This is a genomic window from Bradyrhizobium sp. CAR08, from assembly GCF_052871955.1.
Genome location: NZ_JBIXJX010000029.1, coordinates 1 through 17743, shown reverse-complemented (window position 1 = coordinate 17743; position 17743 = coordinate 1). Strand labels below are relative to the sequence as shown.

At 59.0% G+C, this 17743-nt stretch carries 13 protein-coding genes and 4 pseudogenes; 12 read left to right on the top strand and 5 right to left on the bottom strand.

The annotated features are described in order from the left end of the window. Nucleotides 1-469 precede the first annotated feature (469 nt). The gene (locus ACIPUD_RS36425; protein ID WP_446482576.1) at nt 470-1177 is read left to right on the top strand and encodes a glutathione S-transferase family protein; all 708 of its coding nucleotides are present in this window, start codon (nt 470-472) and stop codon (nt 1175-1177) included. Nucleotides 1178-1219: 42 nt separating this feature from the next. Continuing rightward, nucleotides 1220-2017, top strand: a complete 798-nt coding sequence (locus tag ACIPUD_RS36420) for an SDR family NAD(P)-dependent oxidoreductase (protein ID WP_446482575.1) — start codon at nt 1220-1222, stop codon at nt 2015-2017. Between the two features lie 525 nt (nt 2018-2542). Here the strand turns inward: ACIPUD_RS36420 and ACIPUD_RS36415 are convergent. From ACIPUD_RS36415 to ACIPUD_RS36405, 3 genes are all read right to left on the bottom strand, one after another. Then, on the bottom strand, nt 2543-3313 hold the full coding sequence (locus tag ACIPUD_RS36415; RefSeq protein ID WP_446482574.1) for a 2-keto-4-pentenoate hydratase: 771 nt from the start codon (nt 3311-3313) through the stop codon (nt 2543-2545). 4 nt (nt 3314-3317) lie between these two features. Beyond that, nucleotides 3318-4415 (bottom strand): enolase C-terminal domain-like protein, encoded by a 1098-nt coding sequence (locus tag ACIPUD_RS36410; RefSeq protein ID WP_446482573.1) that lies wholly within the window; start codon nt 4413-4415, stop codon nt 3318-3320. Nucleotides 4416-5192: 777 nt separating this feature from the next. Further along, on the bottom strand, nt 5193-5825 hold the full coding sequence (locus ACIPUD_RS36405; RefSeq protein ID WP_446482572.1) for a GntR family transcriptional regulator: 633 nt from the start codon (nt 5823-5825) through the stop codon (nt 5193-5195). A gap of 122 nt (nt 5826-5947) precedes the next feature. Between ACIPUD_RS36405 and bioB the strand changes: the two genes are divergently transcribed. The 3 genes and pseudogenes from bioB (at nt 5948) to ACIPUD_RS36390 (ending at nt 9651) form a co-directional block, all read left to right on the top strand. Continuing rightward, nucleotides 5948-6937, top strand: a complete 990-nt coding sequence (gene bioB, locus ACIPUD_RS36400) for a biotin synthase BioB (protein ID WP_446482571.1) — start codon at nt 5948-5950, stop codon at nt 6935-6937. A gap of 75 nt (nt 6938-7012) precedes the next feature. Further along, nucleotides 7013-7895: pseudogene (gene panB / locus ACIPUD_RS36395) on the top strand (3-methyl-2-oxobutanoate hydroxymethyltransferase). An 895-nt stretch (nt 7896-8790) separates the two neighbouring features. After that, complete coding sequence (locus tag ACIPUD_RS36390; protein ID WP_446482570.1) at nt 8791-9651, top strand: hypothetical protein; 861 nt, start codon at nt 8791-8793, stop codon at nt 9649-9651. Between the two features lie 150 nt (nt 9652-9801). On the opposite strand, the gene ACIPUD_RS36385 is transcribed toward ACIPUD_RS36390, so the two are convergent. Beyond that, entirely contained in the window at nt 9802-10698 is an 897-nt protein-coding gene (locus tag ACIPUD_RS36385) for a LysR family transcriptional regulator (protein ID WP_446482569.1), read from the bottom strand. 94 nt (nt 10699-10792) lie between these two features. On the opposite strand from ACIPUD_RS36385, the gene ACIPUD_RS36380 reads away from it, so the two are divergent. The 7 genes and pseudogenes from ACIPUD_RS36380 to ACIPUD_RS36350 all read left to right on the top strand — a co-directional run. After that, on the top strand, nt 10793-11491 hold the full coding sequence (locus tag ACIPUD_RS36380) for a glutathione S-transferase family protein (protein WP_446482568.1): 699 nt from the start codon (nt 10793-10795) through the stop codon (nt 11489-11491). A 47-nt stretch (nt 11492-11538) separates the two neighbouring features. Then, entirely contained in the window at nt 11539-12729 is a 1191-nt protein-coding gene (locus tag ACIPUD_RS36375; RefSeq protein WP_446482567.1) for a pyridoxal-phosphate-dependent aminotransferase family protein, read from the top strand. A gap of 61 nt (nt 12730-12790) precedes the next feature. Next, nucleotides 12791-14122 (top strand): MFS transporter, encoded by a 1332-nt coding sequence (locus ACIPUD_RS36370; protein ID WP_446482566.1) that lies wholly within the window; start codon nt 12791-12793, stop codon nt 14120-14122. Between the two features lie 27 nt (nt 14123-14149). Then, entirely contained in the window at nt 14150-15226 is a 1077-nt protein-coding gene (locus ACIPUD_RS36365) for a hypothetical protein (RefSeq protein WP_446482565.1), read from the top strand. Between the two features lie 331 nt (nt 15227-15557). Further along, nucleotides 15558-16256: a glutathione S-transferase N-terminal domain-containing protein gene (locus tag ACIPUD_RS36360; protein WP_446482564.1), complete on the top strand. Its 699-nt coding sequence runs from the start codon at nt 15558-15560 to the stop codon at nt 16254-16256. Between the two features lie 74 nt (nt 16257-16330). Next, nucleotides 16331-16479, top strand: a pseudogene (locus ACIPUD_RS36355) (hydroxyacid dehydrogenase); the annotation flags it as partial. Nucleotides 16480-16487: 8 nt separating this feature from the next. Next, nucleotides 16488-16709 (top strand): annotated as a pseudogene (locus tag ACIPUD_RS36350) (LysR family transcriptional regulator); the annotation flags it as partial. Nucleotides 16710-16713: 4 nt separating this feature from the next. Here ACIPUD_RS36350 and ACIPUD_RS36345 read toward each other — a convergent pair. Then, nucleotides 16714-17215 (bottom strand): annotated as a pseudogene (locus tag ACIPUD_RS36345) (IS110 family transposase); the annotation flags it as partial. Between the last annotated feature and the right edge of the window lie 528 nt (nt 17216-17743).

The following is a 17743-nucleotide window of genomic DNA, read 5'->3' as shown; positions in this document are numbered from 1 at the left end:
GTCGTTACCCGCACCGCGGATTGTCGTTCCGACGGCGATTGTGATTTGACTTTTGAGGGTGCAACGCCGGACAGCGGCTGGGTCCCATCACATTGCTCGGCAGAATCCTCCCTCAGCCGGCGGCTCGTACTCCTGGTCGATCCGGTTGAGGCAAAAAGGCGCCTCGTGATGGTGGCAGGTGACACCAGGCCTTATGACACCGGGCATGTTCGTAGCTGTTTTTTGAATAGCACTTACTTCCGGGCCAAATAGGCGCCAGTGATCCTCACAACAGAGAATCGGCGCTTGATTCATTTTAGATCGCGTGATCTAAAATGAAGTGGCGGCGTGACTCTTTGAGCCGGTCGCCGCGATCGCGCTCGCTGTTCCCGATCTCGCGAGTTCCCGACTTATCTGAGACAGCCTCATTTGCGTCATTGCTCGTCGCCCTGGCGAGAGCCACCGGAAAAAACATTGTGGGAAAAAACTGATGATCCGCTTCTACTACCACCCAACCCCCAATCCTGCCAAAATTGCACTGCTGCTCGAGGAGGTAGGTCTCGTCTACGAACTCATTCCGATTGACACGAGCAAAGGCGAGCAACACACGGCGGCGTTCCGCACCATTAATCCAAATGGCAAGGTGCCGGCGATCGTGGACACGGAAGGGCCCGGCGGCAAGGAAACGCGGGTCTTCGATTCAGGAGCTATCCTGCTCTATTTGGCCGAAAAGACCGGCCATCTCCTTGGCGCGCCAGAAGACAGAGGCGAGCTTCTGTCGTGGCTCTTCTTCATCGCGGCGGGCATAGGCCCCTTTTCCGGTCAAGCCGTTCATTTCCAGCACGCCGCCCCCGAAAAATTGGATTATGCGATCAACCGCTATCGTCGTGAAGTCGAGCGTCACTATGAAGTGCTCGATACGCATCTGAAGAATCGCGAATTCATAGTCGGCAATAGCTTTTCAATTGTCGATATCTCCGCGTGGGGATGGCTCGATCGAGCGCCGCGGATCCTGCCTGGCGATGCCGCGCCGCTCGCGCGCTTTCCCAATCTCGAGCGCTGGTTCAAAGCTATCGATGCCCGCCCTGCGGTCGCGAAGGCACGCGCAGTCGGGAAGGGGCACGCTTTTAAGAAGGAAATGGACGAAGAAACGCGCCGCGCGCTATTTCCGTCTAATTACCCGAAGGTTGCGCGCTGAGGAAGACCCTAAGACCCTCGAAACAGTCGACAAGAGACAAACATGAACCTTCAGCGGAAGCAGGTCCTCATCACCGGCGGCTCGAGTGGCATTGGCTACGCAATTGCCGAAGCGGTACTGGCAAAGGGGGCGCGCGTTATCATTACCGGTCGCCGGCCGGATGTTCTTAGGGAAGCCGCAGGGAAGCTTCGGCAAATCGAGCATGTCGAAACGGTCGCTGCCGACGTGAGCACGACGGAGGGACGCAAAGCGACGCTCGCATCCGCGCTCCAGGGCGGCCTGGACGTGCTTGTCAACAACGCGGGCGGCGTCAGAGCGGGATGGCTCGAAGACACGAGTGAAGCTGAAATCCGCGCCATGATCGAGGTCGACCTCGTCGCGCCAGTCCTGCTGACTCGCACGGCACTGCCGCTCCTCCGGGCGAGCGGCGAGGGCCTGGTGGTGAACATCACCTCCGGCATTGCTCTGGTCGCGGCGCCGTTCTACGCGACCTATGCCGGCGTCAAGGCGGGCCTCGCCAAATTCGGCGAGTCGCTTCGCCGGGAGCTCATTGGCGATGGTGTTCACGTTATGACAGTCTATCCGGGCGCCACCGACACGCCGATGATGCGTTCGTCCCGGGCTGGCCCTGAGTTGGGATTTGTGCGGGAACCTGCAAGCGCGGTAGCAAATGCTGTGATAGAGGGTATAGAGCAAGACACCTTCGAAGTCATTCGCGGTGGCGAGGCCCGCGCCAAGATGATCGCGCTTAATCGCGACGACCCGGCGGCCGTCGACAAACGCTTCCTGGATCTCAAGCTGGCGCTCGCTGAAGCGGTTCGCGATCACTCCGCGCTTTAGTCGCGCCGAAGAGCGCGAAGGGGTGCAGCTCTGCAGCGACCGGATCCCTGCGAATTGGATTGATGCCCAGAAAGTACTCTAGCGCTGCGGCGGCTTGGATCGGAAATTGGATCGCTTCGATGCGGGAAACGACTTCGGAGTGACCGCAGCGGAGCCCACCACGCTCTCACTAGAAACGGGCTGGTGCCTACGATAGAGGACGCTGCTTTCAGCTTCGGGAATCCGATGTCATCGTCCCTTACCTCGCGCACAAGAGTGGTGAGCCGCGGTCCTCTGATCTGCCTTGCGTCCAAGATTCTTGCAGCTCATCCGTACGGCACGGCACCCGAAAAGCGTGATTCATCGTCAGTCGCTCGCGCCGACGATATCTCTTGTGGCCGTGAGGACCCTCCGTGCCCGGCTTTCCATCAGAGCGAGCTCTCTCCGCCGGCGACAGCTTTACGGTGGACGTCATGCCGGTAGTCCCGTGGTGTTCACCGCTGGTACGAACTGGACGCCCCTTCTTCCGGAAGGCTAAAGCGCTCTTCAAATTATGTGGCAATCGACGTGTTCCTTACCGTCGATGGAAACCACGACATGATCGCTGGGCTCAACAGGATAGAGGCCGAGTGGGGTGCCTGCCAGGACCAAATCGCCGAGCTTCAGGGCTGCCCCAAAGCGTGCAAGCTCATTTATCAGCCAATCGAGAACTTCAACCGGACCACCCGGCGTGGCCCATAATGCGCCAGCGTCGACCACCGTCCCGTTAATTGCAACGGAAAGAGTGTGCGCGTTCGTCCAACGGGCGAGCGGTTTCATTACACTTTCTTTGGGAAGAACGACCCCGGCATTGATCCCGTTATTCGCGACCAATTCGGTAAGCGTTTTCCGCGGCGCCCGAAAGACGAACTGGTGTAGCTCGATGACCGGAAAGGCGGCAACGATTGTGCCATCCGCACCGATGCGAAGTGCCATCTCCCCTTCGATCGCGAGGTTGGCGAACGAGCCATGGCAAAGCGTTTGACCAGAACGACGAAGTTCGCTCCGGAACAGACACCCATGGATAGGCCCGCTCGTGCCGAATTGCTCTTTGATACCAGGACTGGTACACCCCACCTTGTATCCAATAATGGCGTCCCCGCCGATGCAACGTGCGCGCGCAACCTCTCTCTGGACCGTGTAGGCTTCCTCAAGCGTCAACGACAGTCGCGGATCGGCAAAGGCGCTGCCCGGTGAAACACGTTGGTAATCGCGCCATTGTCGGGCCGCCAGCGCTTTCAGGCGATCATCCGGACCGCCAGCCTTGTCTGCTTCCATGGGCTTAGGCAAGCCGATACTTTGAAACGGCATCCTCGTTCCAGGACAGTCCATTGCCGGGGCGGCAGGGAGTGACGGCCATACCGTCCTTGATGAGAAGCGGTTCTTGTAGAATTGGATTGGCCCAATCGACATATTCAAGCCAGTGCCGGCCGGGCGTAGCGGCCATAAGTTGCGCGCTCACCTCCGGAAAGAGATGCGATGACACTTCCCGGTTATAGGCGGCCGCGAGCCCCGCCGCGCGCTGCCAGCCGGTCACGCCGCCAATCCGGTCGAGATCAAGCATGACATAATCCGAGGCGTTCGCTTCCAGCGCGGCTGCCATGGGGGCGAGGCCGGTAAAATTCTCACCGATTTGGATCGGCGTACGGATGGCTTGCGCAATGCGCGCCATGTGGCGGTAATCATCATGCCGGATCGGCTCCTCGATCCAGTAGATTCCCTCGTCATCAAGGAGGGCAGCATATTGCATGGCGTCGGAAAAAGTGAGCGCTTGATTGAAGTCGACCATGAGCCGTACGGAATTCGGCAGTCGTTTTCGCACGGCGCGGACGCTCGCTAGATCGTGCGCAAAGTCGCTTCTCCCCAGCCGAAGCTTCACGCCGGCGAAGCCGCCGTCGAGGAGCGCTTCGGCCTCGTCGGCGGCCGCTTCCGGAGCCATCAACCCAAGGCCATTGCTGTTATAAGCCGGGACCGGGCGAGGCGCTGAGCCGAGATAGGTCGCAAGCGGCATCCCCGCTGCCTTTGCCACCGCGTCCCAAACCGCCGTGTCGACGGACGATGCCACCATAGCCAAAGGCCCGGTCAAGCCCGGGAGCCGGAAATAACGCGCGACCGCATGCGCCAAATCCAGCGGGACGAGAAGTTGACCGGCCAATTGCGCGCTCAGCTCCGCGACGATCGGAACCAGCGATCGCGCGATGGACGGTTGGTAGCAGAACGCGTAGGCGTGGCCTGCGATTCCGTCCTCCGTCAGGAGATCGACAAGGAGCAGGCAGGCTTCATCAATACTCCTGGCGCTGGTCCCGAGCGGGCGTTTCATCGGCAGCTTGACCGCGGTTCCCGTCAGCGAACGGAGCACGGACCTGTCGAACTTCGTCAATCCATTTCCTCCCTGGGCACCCGGGCAGCGCGAGGTCGTGCCCAAATGTTCATTGTAGAGCGATCGATCTAGAATGCACCGCCTCGCCACTTTCGTCAACGGCGGCATTCCCGTTTCCGAATTAATCGGTGGAGCTGCTTCCGCTCACGCCAGGAAGGACTGCGATCAGTGCTTCTTTCTTGTTCACGCCGGCTTTGGCCATGGAATCCTTCTTTGTGCCGTCACCTTCTGCCAATCTTCTTCGGCCTGAACGGTCCGCGCCAGGTCGATGTTGAAGGATTGAGCGGCGGGGAGGGCCAAAGCGAGGCAGATGACAATGGTGGTGCGTGGTCATCCTACCGGCAACGGCTCAACGACGACCGCACGTTCAGCCGCCGAAACTGCCGCGGGCAGAAGGCTCAACAAGAGCCCGGCAACGGCAAAATGACGAGCCATAGGAAGCTCTATTGGTTGGCCTTTCCTTTCGTCTGACGAAGCGTTTCGTTACTTTGAAAGCCCACATGAGATGGTGGACAGAGGGACTGCTAGGCAGGCCGACGGTCCAGCGTCACAGCCCAACTGGTGGGTCGCGTCTGGTTATGCCCACTTCTGCACACGAAATTGTCCCTAAGCCAGCACATTCAATATTACCGTTCGAACAGCGGCGGGATTTCGCGTCAAAACAGCGACCCTCGGTATGAGTATCTTCGGCCTGGCCACCGTCCTACTAACGCCAATCGAGTGGCAAAGACGGTCGTTAGCTTGACGGGCTTGCGATCGCCTGCCTCTCCGGTCTGGTCACGACGAGGGAAGGACAAAGCGCTCAGCGGTTTGAATGTGGCGCGCCAGCAGGTTACAGGCCTGATCCACGTTGCGCGCTCGCAGTGCTTGTAGAATCTGCCGATGATCCTGATTGGACCGCGGGCGCCAGCCTGCACTGCGCGCCATCGCAAATATAAGGCGAGAGTTTGCAACCTGCAGTCTGTGGACACACCCGAGCAGGCGCGGCATCGCGCAGGCCGCAACCAACGCGTGGTGAAACGCGCGGTTGGCCATCTCAAACTCCTGAATCGTCTCGGCATTGTCCCCTTCAACTAGGGCGAGCTCGATGCGTGCCAAATGGCCCGATGTGAGCTTCGACGCCGCGTTTCGCAGCGCGACCACTTCGAGTGCGGCGCGCATCTCGGCGATCTCCTTCACTGCATTTGTATCAAGCGGGGCGACCCGTACACCGCGACGGGGCACAGCGACGACAAGCTGTTGAGCCTCCAATTGCCGAAAGGCTTCGCGCACGGGGACGTGGCTTGAATTGAATTCCCGTGCGACATGGTCCTGCCGGAGTGGCGCGTTTGGCTGTAGCGCTCCGCTGATAATGCGCTCGCCGATTGCCTCAGCTATGCGTCCGACAATGGTGGTATTCTCGTCGCGCATTATAGATTATCTACCGTAAAAGTCGGTGCGTTCCCAAGTTCGCTACGCTAGCATCACGAGATGAATAGATCATAGATAATTATGCCGGTTATCTATCCGTGTTGAAGTGGAGGTCAGATCTTATGGATGCTGTGGGAGTGGAGCGGAACGGCGGCGGCATCGCGCCCCTGCGCCATGATTGGACCCGTATCGAGGCTCAAAGACTTTATGCCCGTCCGTTTGCCGAGTTGATGCACCAGGCGCAATGCATTCATCGTTTGAACTTTGATCCGAACCACGTTGAGATGGCGAGCCTGCTCAGCATCAAAACCGGCGGCTGCCCGGAAGATTGCAGCTACTGCTCGCAGAGCGCGCATTACGACACCGGGGTGCGAGCCACTCGCCTGATGCATAGGGCGGACGTGATCGCGACCGCACAGCGCGCCAAGGACGCCGGTGCGACCCGCTTCTGCATGGCGGCAGCCTGGCGCAGTCCCAAAGGCCGCGATCTCGACCAGGTCTGCGACATGGTCAGCGCGGTGAAGGGACTCGGCATGGAGACGTGCGTCACACTCGGCATGCTGACGCGTGAGCAGGCCGGACGCCTCTCCGATGCCGGGCTAGATTTCTACAACCACAACGTTGACTCCTCGCGAGAGTTCTACGGCAACATCGTCACCACCCGCACCTTGCAGGACCGGATCGACACGCTGGCTCACGTGCGTGACGCCGGCCTCAAGGTGTGCTGCGGCGGCATCGTCGGTATGGGCGAGCGCGTCGAGGATAGGCTCGGTATGCTCACGATACTGGCAAATCTTCCCAGTCATCCGGAGAGCGTGCCGATCAATCTGTGGAACGTGGTCAAAGGCGTGCCCGTCAATGATACCGCGGAGCGTCCCGATCCGATTTCACTGGCGCGCCTGGTGGCGACCGCCCGGATCATGATGCCGAAGAGCGTGGTGCGGTTGTCCGCCGGGCGGCAGTATATGACCGATGAACTGCAGGCGCTGTGCTTTTTGGCCGGTGCTAGTTCGATCTTCATTGGCGATGTGCTGTTGACCACCAAAAACCCGCAGCGCGACCGCGACGCGAATTTGCTGGATCGACTCGGCATCACGTCGGGGCTCGCATGAGTGAAACGTCTCGGCGGGCACGCGAATGCGCAAACTCATGTGGGACGCTGGTAAGTCGAGGAATCGGGAGCCAAGATGAGCCACACTTCAAAAGCGCTTCTTGAACGCTTCACCATTCCCGTGCTGCAGCGGTGGAGGGAGGAGGGGCGCCGTATCGTTATGACCACAGCTTACGACGCGGTTACGGCGCGCATCGCAGACCCAATCGTCGAGATCATCCTGGTCGGGGACAGTGTTGGAAATGTCTGCCTCGGATTTGACAACACGCTGCCGGTTAGCGTGGCGATGATGAACCATCACCTAGAAGCCGTTGCTCGCACGAGGCCTCGCGCCTTGGTTGTGGCCGATATGCCCTTTCTTAGCTTCCACCTGAGCATCGAGGAGACCATACGCAACGCCGGGGGCTTTGTGCAGCGTGGCGCGGATGCGGTGAAACTTGAGGGTGGTGCCAAGCGTGTCGAAATGGTGCGCGCCTTAGTCGAGTTGCGAGATTCCCGTAATGGGTCATCTCGGTCTTACCCCCCAAAGCGTCAACGCAATGGGTGGATTCAAGGTGCAGGGCCGCAAAGCGGATGATGCCTTGCGACTACTCGACGACGCTCATCATCTGCAGGAAGCCGGCTGCTTCGCCGTAGTCTTGGAAGGCATTCCGGCCGAGCTGGCTGCGCGAGCAACTGAATCTCTGACAATACCGACCATTGGGATCGGGGCAGGCCCCGGGTGTTCAGGTCAGGTGCTGGTGTTGCACGACGTGCTGGGCCTCACCAAAGGCCATCGTCCTAAATTCGTTCGTACATACGCCGAAGGATTTCAGTTGTTACAAGAGGCATTGGTACGTTGGGCTGCCGATGTTCGCAACGGAGCATTTCCAACATCGCGAGAGTCGTATTCGCTTCCCAAAGGTATGGATGAGACGATCGCAAACTGGGCACCTTCCAATCCAAACTTGAGAGAATGACCTGCCTGCTTCAGCAGATCAGCCTTGAACTTGGGGTCGGGCTCCGGGACAAGCCTGCCAACCGAAGCCCGCTCAATATACTACTCGGTCAGCAACTTCACCGGAGGGGTCGCCAATCTCCGTGCCGGCAGCTACCGAATGCGCACGCAGTCTCAGCCCAGAAGATACAATAGTTCTAATCTGCCAAAATAGGCGTCGATTCCTTGTGTGCATTTGTGGGCTTAGCCGGTCGCACGTCTTTAGCCTGATGGGCGACGGCCGCGCATCGCAAAGGCTCGGCCGGGAGCTTGTATTCCCCAATGTGCATTGAAGAAGTGGATGCGAGGCAAGCAAACCGAGATCAGTTCTGACATCTTCCTGTTGCGTACTGACACTTCTGGTTGGTGTCGTTTGGCTTCAAATAGAAGGGCAGGCGGCCTGCGCTAGCGCACCGCAGTGCGGCTGTTCCTCGCGGTTATTAGCTCGGTGCCGATGATTTGGTCGACACTCTTGGTGCCGGAGTTGCTTAGCGTCATTTTAGGACTCGTTCTGCTGGCGCTCGCGTTTCCTAGCGCCGAATGGTCATCATCGTCGCTCCACGAGCGCCCGACAGGACCGCTCCGCCTGGGCCGCCAGCCTCACAGATGAACCGTGGCTCGAGCTCGGACAATCGGATCTCGTCCGCCACTAGTCGACCATATCGCCCCGATCGCTTTTCGTTATGGCTGCAGCCGAAGTCTGGGCAGCAGACGAGCAGATCGCGCTCGCCGGTTAAGCGCATCGGTGATGCAACAACGGCCGATTACCCAATGCTTTTCTTGCCCTACACCGTGAGACCCGAACTGGATTCCGGCGCATTCTCTGGGTACACTGTCAAGAACGATGTCCGTCGCGCTACACATACACGGGTTCATCCATGAGGTCCTCAACACGCACTGCGAACGGTCAACCTCCATTCTCGGAAATTGCCGAACAGAACGCGAGTTCTGCGATCCGGGAAATCTACGCGGATATCAAGCGCGCGCAGGGCGCGCCACTGGTCAATCTGATCTACCGCCATCTCGCAACCATTCCTGGCGGCCTCGAGTGGGTCTGGGGTTCGATTAGCACGGTTTGGGGCTACCAACGGCTGCAGAAAGCCGCGGGGCTGATGCCCTTTCCCGATAGGATGCTCGTGCTTCCGACCTCGCTCTGGCGGGGCGTCGGAGTTTCGGAAAAAGATGTCGCGGCGATCCGGGTCTTTATCGACGATTACAATTCGACCAACACAGCAAACATTCTGGCGATAACTGCGCTCTCACAGGTGTTGAACAGGCCCGAGCTTCCGGACGGGAAGCAACAATTGGCCGTGCCGGAGACGAGCGCAGCGACGGAGATGCGACCCGGGCTGCCCGTCCCCAAGTTAGACTCGCTTGTGCCTGAGGTGCTCGACCTGGTCTTATTCACCAACCAGATCGGAGAGCTTCGGTCACCGCCCATGGTCGCGAGCATGTATCGCCACCTCGCGATCTGGCCTGGCAGCCTGGCCCTGACCGCTGTGTTGTTGCTGCCGCTGGCTGAAGCTGGCAGATTGCAGCAATTGCGCCAGAGCACAATAATGGCGGCAGAAAGACTCGGCGCCGAACTGGTCGCCGAAGCGCCGTGTCGCTTTCCTGCGCTTCCGGAGCCCGCCTCGCGCGATGCAATCTTGGAGGTTTTAGACATATTCCGAACCACGCTCATCGCCAAGATGATTCCGGTCGGGCACATTCTTAGGAATGCGCTAGGGCCTGAGTGAAGGGAGGGGCTTGGCAAGCGGGAAGGGCGACATGCTCGACCGGAGTCGTTGGGCGCACGCCCAGAGCCGTTTCGGATTCGGTTCACGTGCGCTGAATGCGAATTTCAACAAGCACTGAGGCGCGGATGGGCCGCCGAAGACAATATATATCTATTGCGATCCACCGAATAAGTGCTGGAGAGCATTCCAAACCGCCGATGCAGCTGGAGAAAGAGATCGATCACGGCGCCTAACAAGAAAGATCGTCCGACTCACTGATGGCGTGACAAGCTTGCGCGTGGCCAGGATCGGGTGGCTGGCATAAGGCGCGACGAGTTCCGGCATCACAGCGACTCCGAGACTCGCCTCCACCATGGCTAGCACCGAGCTTGGCTGCGCCAGTTCGAGGAATATTTCAGAGTGCACGCCGGTGCCCGCGAGAGTATCCACGATCTGCTGACGGCTGCCGGAGGTGTTGTTGAGCATGATTAGGCGGCGGCCCGAAAGCTTTATCCAGGGCACAGACTTTCTTCTTGCCAGCATGTCTTCCTGATGCGTAACGAGGACTAGAGGGTCTTGCATCAAGCTTTCGACGTAGAGCTCTGAGCCGGCGATTTCGCCTCCCGACAATCCCAACTCGACATCACCACGCTGTACCTTCGCAATGACATCTCTTGCCGCGATGTCTTCGATCGAAAACGCGACTTCCGGCCACTTTTTGGCGCAATAGGCCACGCATTTCGGCATCAGCCCCCGCGCGACCGATGGGACGCAGGCCATAACGACACGCCCTCGATGTTGCTTGCCGATATCGCGCAACTCATTGAGCGTTGCATCCAATTCCCCGATGAGCCGGGATCCGGTTGCGGCGAGAGTTTGCCCCACCAACGTCATTCTGACCTGACGCGTGGTGCGATCGAGTAGTCTCACACCGAGTTCGGTCTCGAGTTGCTGAACCGCGAGACTGACGGCGCTCTGCGACGCCGCGACGTGTTCTGCGGCTCGGCTGAAGCTGCCGTGCTTCGCAACTGCGAGAAACACCCTGAGCTGGCGCAACCCCACATTCATTAGAAAACCTCATAAAAGTATCCGATCTTTCAATTTTACTTCGATCTCGTGCGCTTTCAATCTGCATTCTCGAAACCGCAGATTGAGTATGGCTATGACCGATACGTTGACCCCCGACATAGAAAAGAAGCCGGATCTGGTAGCCGATGCCGCGGCCGGACCCCTCAGAATTCTTGGCCGCGCGAACTCGTTCAATGTGCGAAAAATTCTATGGGTTTGCGACGAAATCGGCATTCCCTACACGCGTGAGGATTTCGGGCGAGGTTTCGCGCCGACCAATACCGCAGACTTCCTTAAACTAAATCTCACCGGTCAAGTCCCGGTTGTCATCGACGGCGCCCGCGTCATGCGCGAGTCCAATTCGATCGTTCGCTACCTCGCCGCAAAACACAAAGCCGTCAATCTCTACCCGGAGGAACCTGAGGGAAGGCAGGAGATCGAGCAGTGGATGGATTGGGTGGCCTACGACGTGACGCATGCGCTGCGTGGCGCCTTCCTAGGCGGTCAACTTAAGGAATTTCCGTACGATCATCCCTGGTATGTCGAGCAGGGCCAGAAAGAGCTTATCCACGTCATCGGTCTCCTGAACCATCACCTCGACAGCAATGGACCCTATGTGATGGGCAGTCATTTCACGATTGCGGACATTCCAATGGGCCTCGTTGTAAACCGGTGGTTCAGCCTGACGCATGAGGGACTAAAGCGCCCCGACTATCTCGCGGTCTCAAATTACTACGACCTACTGACGGAGCGGCCCGCGTTTCGGCGTCACGGGCGGAACGGTTTGCCATAGCCCGAGATCGTGGTGCGCGGATCTCGGATTCGATCACGGAGAGCCAAATGAAGTATTCACCCGGCCGGCATTTCTTGCAGATTCCAGGTCCGACCAACACACCATTGCCGATCCTGGCGGCCGTTGGCAAACCAACGATTGATCACCGCGGGCCGGAGTTCGCGGAACTCGGTCTGAACGTCCTTAAGCGGATCCGGTCTGTCTTCAAAACGAACCGCCCGGTGATCATCTATCCGACCTCCGGTTCGGGCGCCTGGGAGGCAGCCCTTGTCAACACGTTGTCCCCCGGCGATCGCATCCTGATGTTCGAAACAGGTTGGTTTTCGACACTCTGGGCGAAGATGACAAAGGCGTTAGGTTTGGAGCCCGAAATCATCAGCGGCGACTGGCGTTCCGGAGTGGATGCCGGCGTGATGGAGGCGCACTTGCGCGCCGACAAGCAGCACGCCATTAGGGCGGTGGCGGTCGTGCACAACGAGACTTCCACCGGAGTTGCCTCCGACATTGCCGCCGTAAGGAGGGCAATCGACGATGCCAAACATCCAGCTTTGTTGCTCGTCGATACTATCTCCTCATTGGCATCGATCGACTATCGACATGACGAATGGGGCGTCGATGTCACTGTCGGCGGATCGCAAAAGGGGCTGATGCTTCCGCCCGGCCTTGCATTCAATGCGATCTCCGAGAAGGCGATCGAGGCGTCGAAGAGCGCCAAGTTGCCGAGAAGCTTCCTCGGCTGGGACGAAATGCTCGCTTCCAACGCGAGCGGGTTCTTTCCCTATACCCCGTCCACCAATCTCCTGCAGGGGCTAAAGGTTGCTCTCGACCTAATTGAAGAGGAAGGGCTTGACGAGATTTTTGCGCGCCATGATCGCGCTGCATTGGCAATCCGACGGGCTGCTGAACAATGGGGATTCGAAATCCAGTGCCGCAACCCATCTCAGTTTTCTTCGTCGCTGACTGCGGTTCGTCTTCCTGAAGGATATTCCGCGGATGCACTGCGGTCTGAAGTTTTGCAGCGCACGAATATGTCGCTAGGGAACGGTTTGGGTCCCCTGGCGGACCGCGTATTTCGGATCGGCCATCTCGGCGACTTCAGCACCGCATCCATGCTCGGCACCCTTGCCGCGGTCGAGCTAGGACTGAAGGCACGCGGTATTCCCTATGGAAGGGGAGGCGTGGACGCGGCCGGCGACATACTTCTGGGTAACTCCTCGCCAATCGCCGAATCCGCCTAAACGGGTCCCAGCTGCCGAAGAGCAGCGTAGCCCAATAACAACGACAATCGGGAGCGAGACCATGGCCCTCTTCGAGGAGACCAATCCCACGGCATCCGAAAAGGCGCACTCACGACCGCACGTCACTGCCCATGCGCTTGTCAGTACACTGCTTTGTGTCCTGTTCGCGATCATGTACCTCGATCGGGTAAACATCTCCGCCGCGGCTGCATCCGTGAAGACTCATTTTGGTCTCACTAACACCGAAATGGGCCTGACCTTCAGCGGATTTTCGTGGGCCTATCTGGGGTCGGTTCTTTTCGGCGGATGGGGTGCCCGGAAGTACGGGGCCAAATCGACCCTTGTAGTTTGCGTGATCGTTGTAGGTCTCGGAACGATCGCTACCGGTCTCGCGGGAGGTTTGATCACGCTTTTCATGGCCAGGTTGATCGTTGGTCTGGGGGAAGGACCTGCATTTCCTGCCGCGACCCAGGCCATGCGAAACTGGTATCCGCCCCACCGCTTCGGATACATCCAGGGAATTACACATAGCGCCTCCCGGCTCGGGGCTGCGCTTGCCCCTCCCATCGTGGCCATGCTCATCATCTGGACGGATTGGCGCGTCTCCTTCGTGATTTGCGGAGTTGCCGCACTGATATGGTCCGCGGCATGGTGGGTCCTCTTTCAGGATGACCCGAGAACCCATCCGAAAGTCGATCCGAAGCGTCTCGAGGATTTGAGCGTTACCCTTCCGAACAGATCGGCGAAAACACCCCTTCTCGCCCTGACGAAGAGGATGTTCCCGGTCACGATAGTGATGTTTGCCTATGGATGGACCTATTGGGTGTTCGTCTCCTGGCTTCCCCTCTATTTTGCCAACAGACATGGTACGGACCTGAAGAGCTCGGCTCTACTCACGAGCGCGCTCTTTTTTGCCGGCTTGATCGGCAATACCGTCGGAGGCGTTGTCTCCGACCGGCTGCTGAAACGGACAGGCCGCAACAGGTTCGCACGCTGCAGCGTTATCTTGGTTTCGCTACTTGGGGCTGCCGCCTTCATTTTTCCGGCGATGTTCTTGGATGATCTTCGTGTCGTTGTGCCGCTGCTTGCTGCCGCGATGTTCTTTCTCGAGCTGACGATCGCACCAATGTACGCGATTCCAATGGACATCTCGAAGGAATACGCAGGGCTCGGCAGCGCTTACGTCATCATGGGCGTCGGCATTTCCGGCATTATTTCGCCTGTCACGTTCGGATGGCTCATCGATCTGACCGGTAATTGGGACGTGCCGTTCGCGACCGGAATCGCGGTGCTCCTGTGCGGCGCGTTGGCCGTGGTTCTGCTTCGGCCGGACCTGCCGCTCGGTGATTCCGGAGAAGCGTGCAGCGCACCCGACCCAGTCCTGCGCCGATAAAACGCGATAAATGCTGAGGCAACCCTGATGTCGAACTATAATATCCTGATCCTGGGCGCGTCCTATGGTTCGCTGCTGGCATCCAAACTTCTGTTTGGTGGTCATTCGGTGAAGCTCGTCTGCCTTCCCGCCGAAGCCGATCTGATAAATTCAGAGGGCTTTCGGGTCCGACTGCCGATACGCGGCCGAACCGACCAAATCGAACTGGATTCCCGCAGGCTCCCGGGCAACGTGTCCGCAGCAGGTGCCGGCGAGATCAATCCGTCAGACTACGATCTGGTTGGCTTGGCAATGCAGGAGCCCCAATATGGATCTGCCGGGGTGCGCGAGCTGCTTGATGCCATCGCCAAATCTCGTGTCCCATGCATGTCCATCATGAACATGCCGCCGCTGCCCTACATGAAACGTATCCCTGGCTTGAACTCCGAAACACTGAAATCGGCCTATACGTCGCCCGAGGTGTGGGACAATTTCGATCCAGCGGCACTTACGCTTTGCAGCCCCGATCCCCAGGCAATACGCCCGCCGGACGAGAAGGCGAATGTGCTGCAGGTGACGCTGCCTACGAATTTCAAAGTCGCCCGCTTTGACGTCCAGCAAGGCAACCACATTCTCCGGCGGCTGGAGGGAGAAATCGACGCTATCCGCTTCGATGTCTCTGGCGAGAGCATCGAGTTGCCCGTCAAGCTGCGCTTTCACGATTCAATCTTCGTCCCGCTGGCCAAGTGGGCCATGTTGATGGCCGGCAACTACCGTTGCATCACGGAAGACGGAATGCAGAACGCCCAGCAGGCCGTGCATCGCGACCTGTCCGCATCGCGGTCGATCTACGATTTCGTTGTCGATGTGTGCATCGAGCTTGGCGCATCTCACGAGCAGTTAGTACCATTCAATAAATACGCCGCGGCAGCTGCAAGTCTCTCGCGGCCTGCGTCGGCCGCCCGAGCGCTCAACAACGGCGCTATCAATATTGAGCGTGCAGACAAGCTCGTCCAACTTGCAGCCAGGCAGAAGGGAATGACGCATCCAGCCCTTGACGACATCGTAGCTCTGGTCGATCGACGATTGGAGGCCAATCGCAAGGCAAAGGTCGCTGCGGCCTGAGGCGAAGGAACGGAGGTGCCCAAGCTGCCAAAGCGATATGGCCATTTCGTGTATGCCGCTATTCAATCCGGCGCCACGACCGCAATAACCGCCGCCGTCGCAAGTTCTGATTCTGGTGGAACGTTTCTGGCCCACTAGTTTCAGTCATGGCTGGTCTCTTGGCCCCTTATGACTGCGATTTGTTCTGTTGGCGGCTCCGATTATCACAGGCTGACGCTATCGCTGTTGGCGGACGAGGTAGGCCGCGCTCTTCGATAAGGATGCGTTGAGCCATGAAGCACATGGCTGCAAATGGCGAGTTATCGCTACAAGCTACAAGGAGATAGCAACGATGATCGATCTCTACTATTGGACGACTCCCAACGGGCACAAGATTACGATGTGCTTGGAGGAGACCGGACTGCCTTACGAAGTACGTCCGATCAATATCTCCAAAGGCGAGCAGCTGAAGCCGGACTTTGTGGCCATTTCGCCAAACAACAGAATTCCAGCGATCGTCGATCGCGACCCGATGGTCGGTGGAAAGCCGATGTCAATCTTTGAATCCGGGGCCATCTTGAACTATCTGGCCGAAAAATCGGGAAAATTGCTGCCCCTCGAAACCCGGAAGCGCTATGCCGTGTTGCAGTGGTTGATGTGGCAGATGGGCGGGCTTGGACCGATGGCCGGCCAAAACCACCATTTCTCGGGCTACGCTCCCGAAAGCATTCCGTACGCCATCGACCGCTATGTCAATGAAACGAATCGTCTCTACGGTGTCCTGAACAAGCAGTTGTCAGATCGGGAATTCATCGCCGGCGAATATTCCATCGCCGATATCGCTTGCTACCCCTGGATCGTTCCTCACGAGCGGCAACGGCAGAAGCTCGAAGACTTTCCACATCTGAAACGCTGGTTCTCTTCGATAGAGGAGAGGCCCGCCACGTTGCGAGCTTACGAGGTCGTCAGACAGGTAAATCCGACAAACGCGCCGACGGTCAACGAGGAATCGAAGAAGGTTCTGTTCGGCCAGGTGGCGGCGAAAGGCTGAGCGTCGCGCGCAAACGCGCCCGCCGGCGCCCCGTCAGGTCATCTCGTGGAGCCGAGTTTGTGCTGCCAGGCGTGCTGGCTTACGCCATCGTGCGCGAGATGGCGCTGGGCCTTGAAGTGGTGCTCGCCGATGGCCGAATTCTGAATGGTCTGTCGAAGTTGAAAAGGACAACACCGGTTACGACCTGCGCAGTATCTTCATCGGTGCCAGAAGGATCATTGGACATCAGGGCGGCTCGGCGCGCGCTTGTTGTTGCGGACGACGCGGGCGCTGACGCTGACCGCGGAAGGCCGCGCCCATCTCGGCGCGGCCCGCCGCATTCTCGCCGATCTCGACGAAGCCGAGCAGGCGATCTCCGACCAAGGTTCGCCGCGCGGCCGGGTTCGGGTCAGCGCTGCGGTGTCCCACGGACTTCTTTGCATTGTGCCGTTGCTCGGCGATTTCGTGCGCCGTTAGCCGGCAACTCGGACCTCAGGGAGCGCAGGCCTTGCCGCACGGCGATGCCCGCTCCAGCAGGAACGCACGGATCTGATTGATGACGCCGGTGCGCTGACCGACTAATCGCTCGCGCACGCGGTGCAGCGCCTGCAGGTCGAGCTGGTCGGCGGTCTTGGTTGCGTCGAACTTCATGGTCGGGCGTTGGGCCGCCTCGGCGATGGCTTCCGCATCTCGGAAGTCATTCTTCTGTCCGTTCGAATAGGGCGCACGTATTTCGCCGGCATCAAGCGGGCGTCGTGGCCAAGCATTTGCAGCTTGCGACTGAGGTGATGCGCGCCGACGGAGGCCTCCATGCCGATCAAGCACGGTGGCAGGTTGGCGAGCCGCGTTTCCACCTGGCCGCGCGACCTCTTCTGCCGCAGCACGATGGCGCCGCGCTGATTCTGGCCAATGATGTGGAAAGAGTTCTTGCCGATTTCGATGCCGATGTCGGCGGGCGAAGCGTCGAGTTTCTGAGACAAGGCGTGCTTCTTGTCTTGGGCGCCCTTGCCAGCTTCTCGTACCGGCAGGGCCGGAGCACGGCCGGACCATTCCATTCTGATGTCCCCAGTCAAGCACACAGCGCACGGTTTCTCATCTCCACGAGGACTCATCGTGAAGTTCTTGTGCCGATGGATCGTGCAGAGGAGAAGGCGGGACTCAAAGACGTCGGTGAACAGGCTCTGATGCGCGGGTTGGATACCGCATTTCCGTTTTTTCGTCTGGGGCTGTCCCTGGTCTAGCGTCGGGCGTCGATCGGATGATCGGCCACATAATGGATTTCAGGATTTCCCCTGCCGTGGTCCCGCCTTCACTTCTGCACGATTAATGTCTGCGACTGCCCCCTGATCTTGATTGCAACAAAAGGGGGCTGTGGGCCGGTTGCGGATTCCGATCGATGTCGCCCAGGATTCCGAGATGATCTCGCCCACCATTCCGATTTGAAGTCGCCCACCCGTTCCGAAATGATGTCGCCCACCATTCCGGGATGATGTCGCCCGGGTGACGAG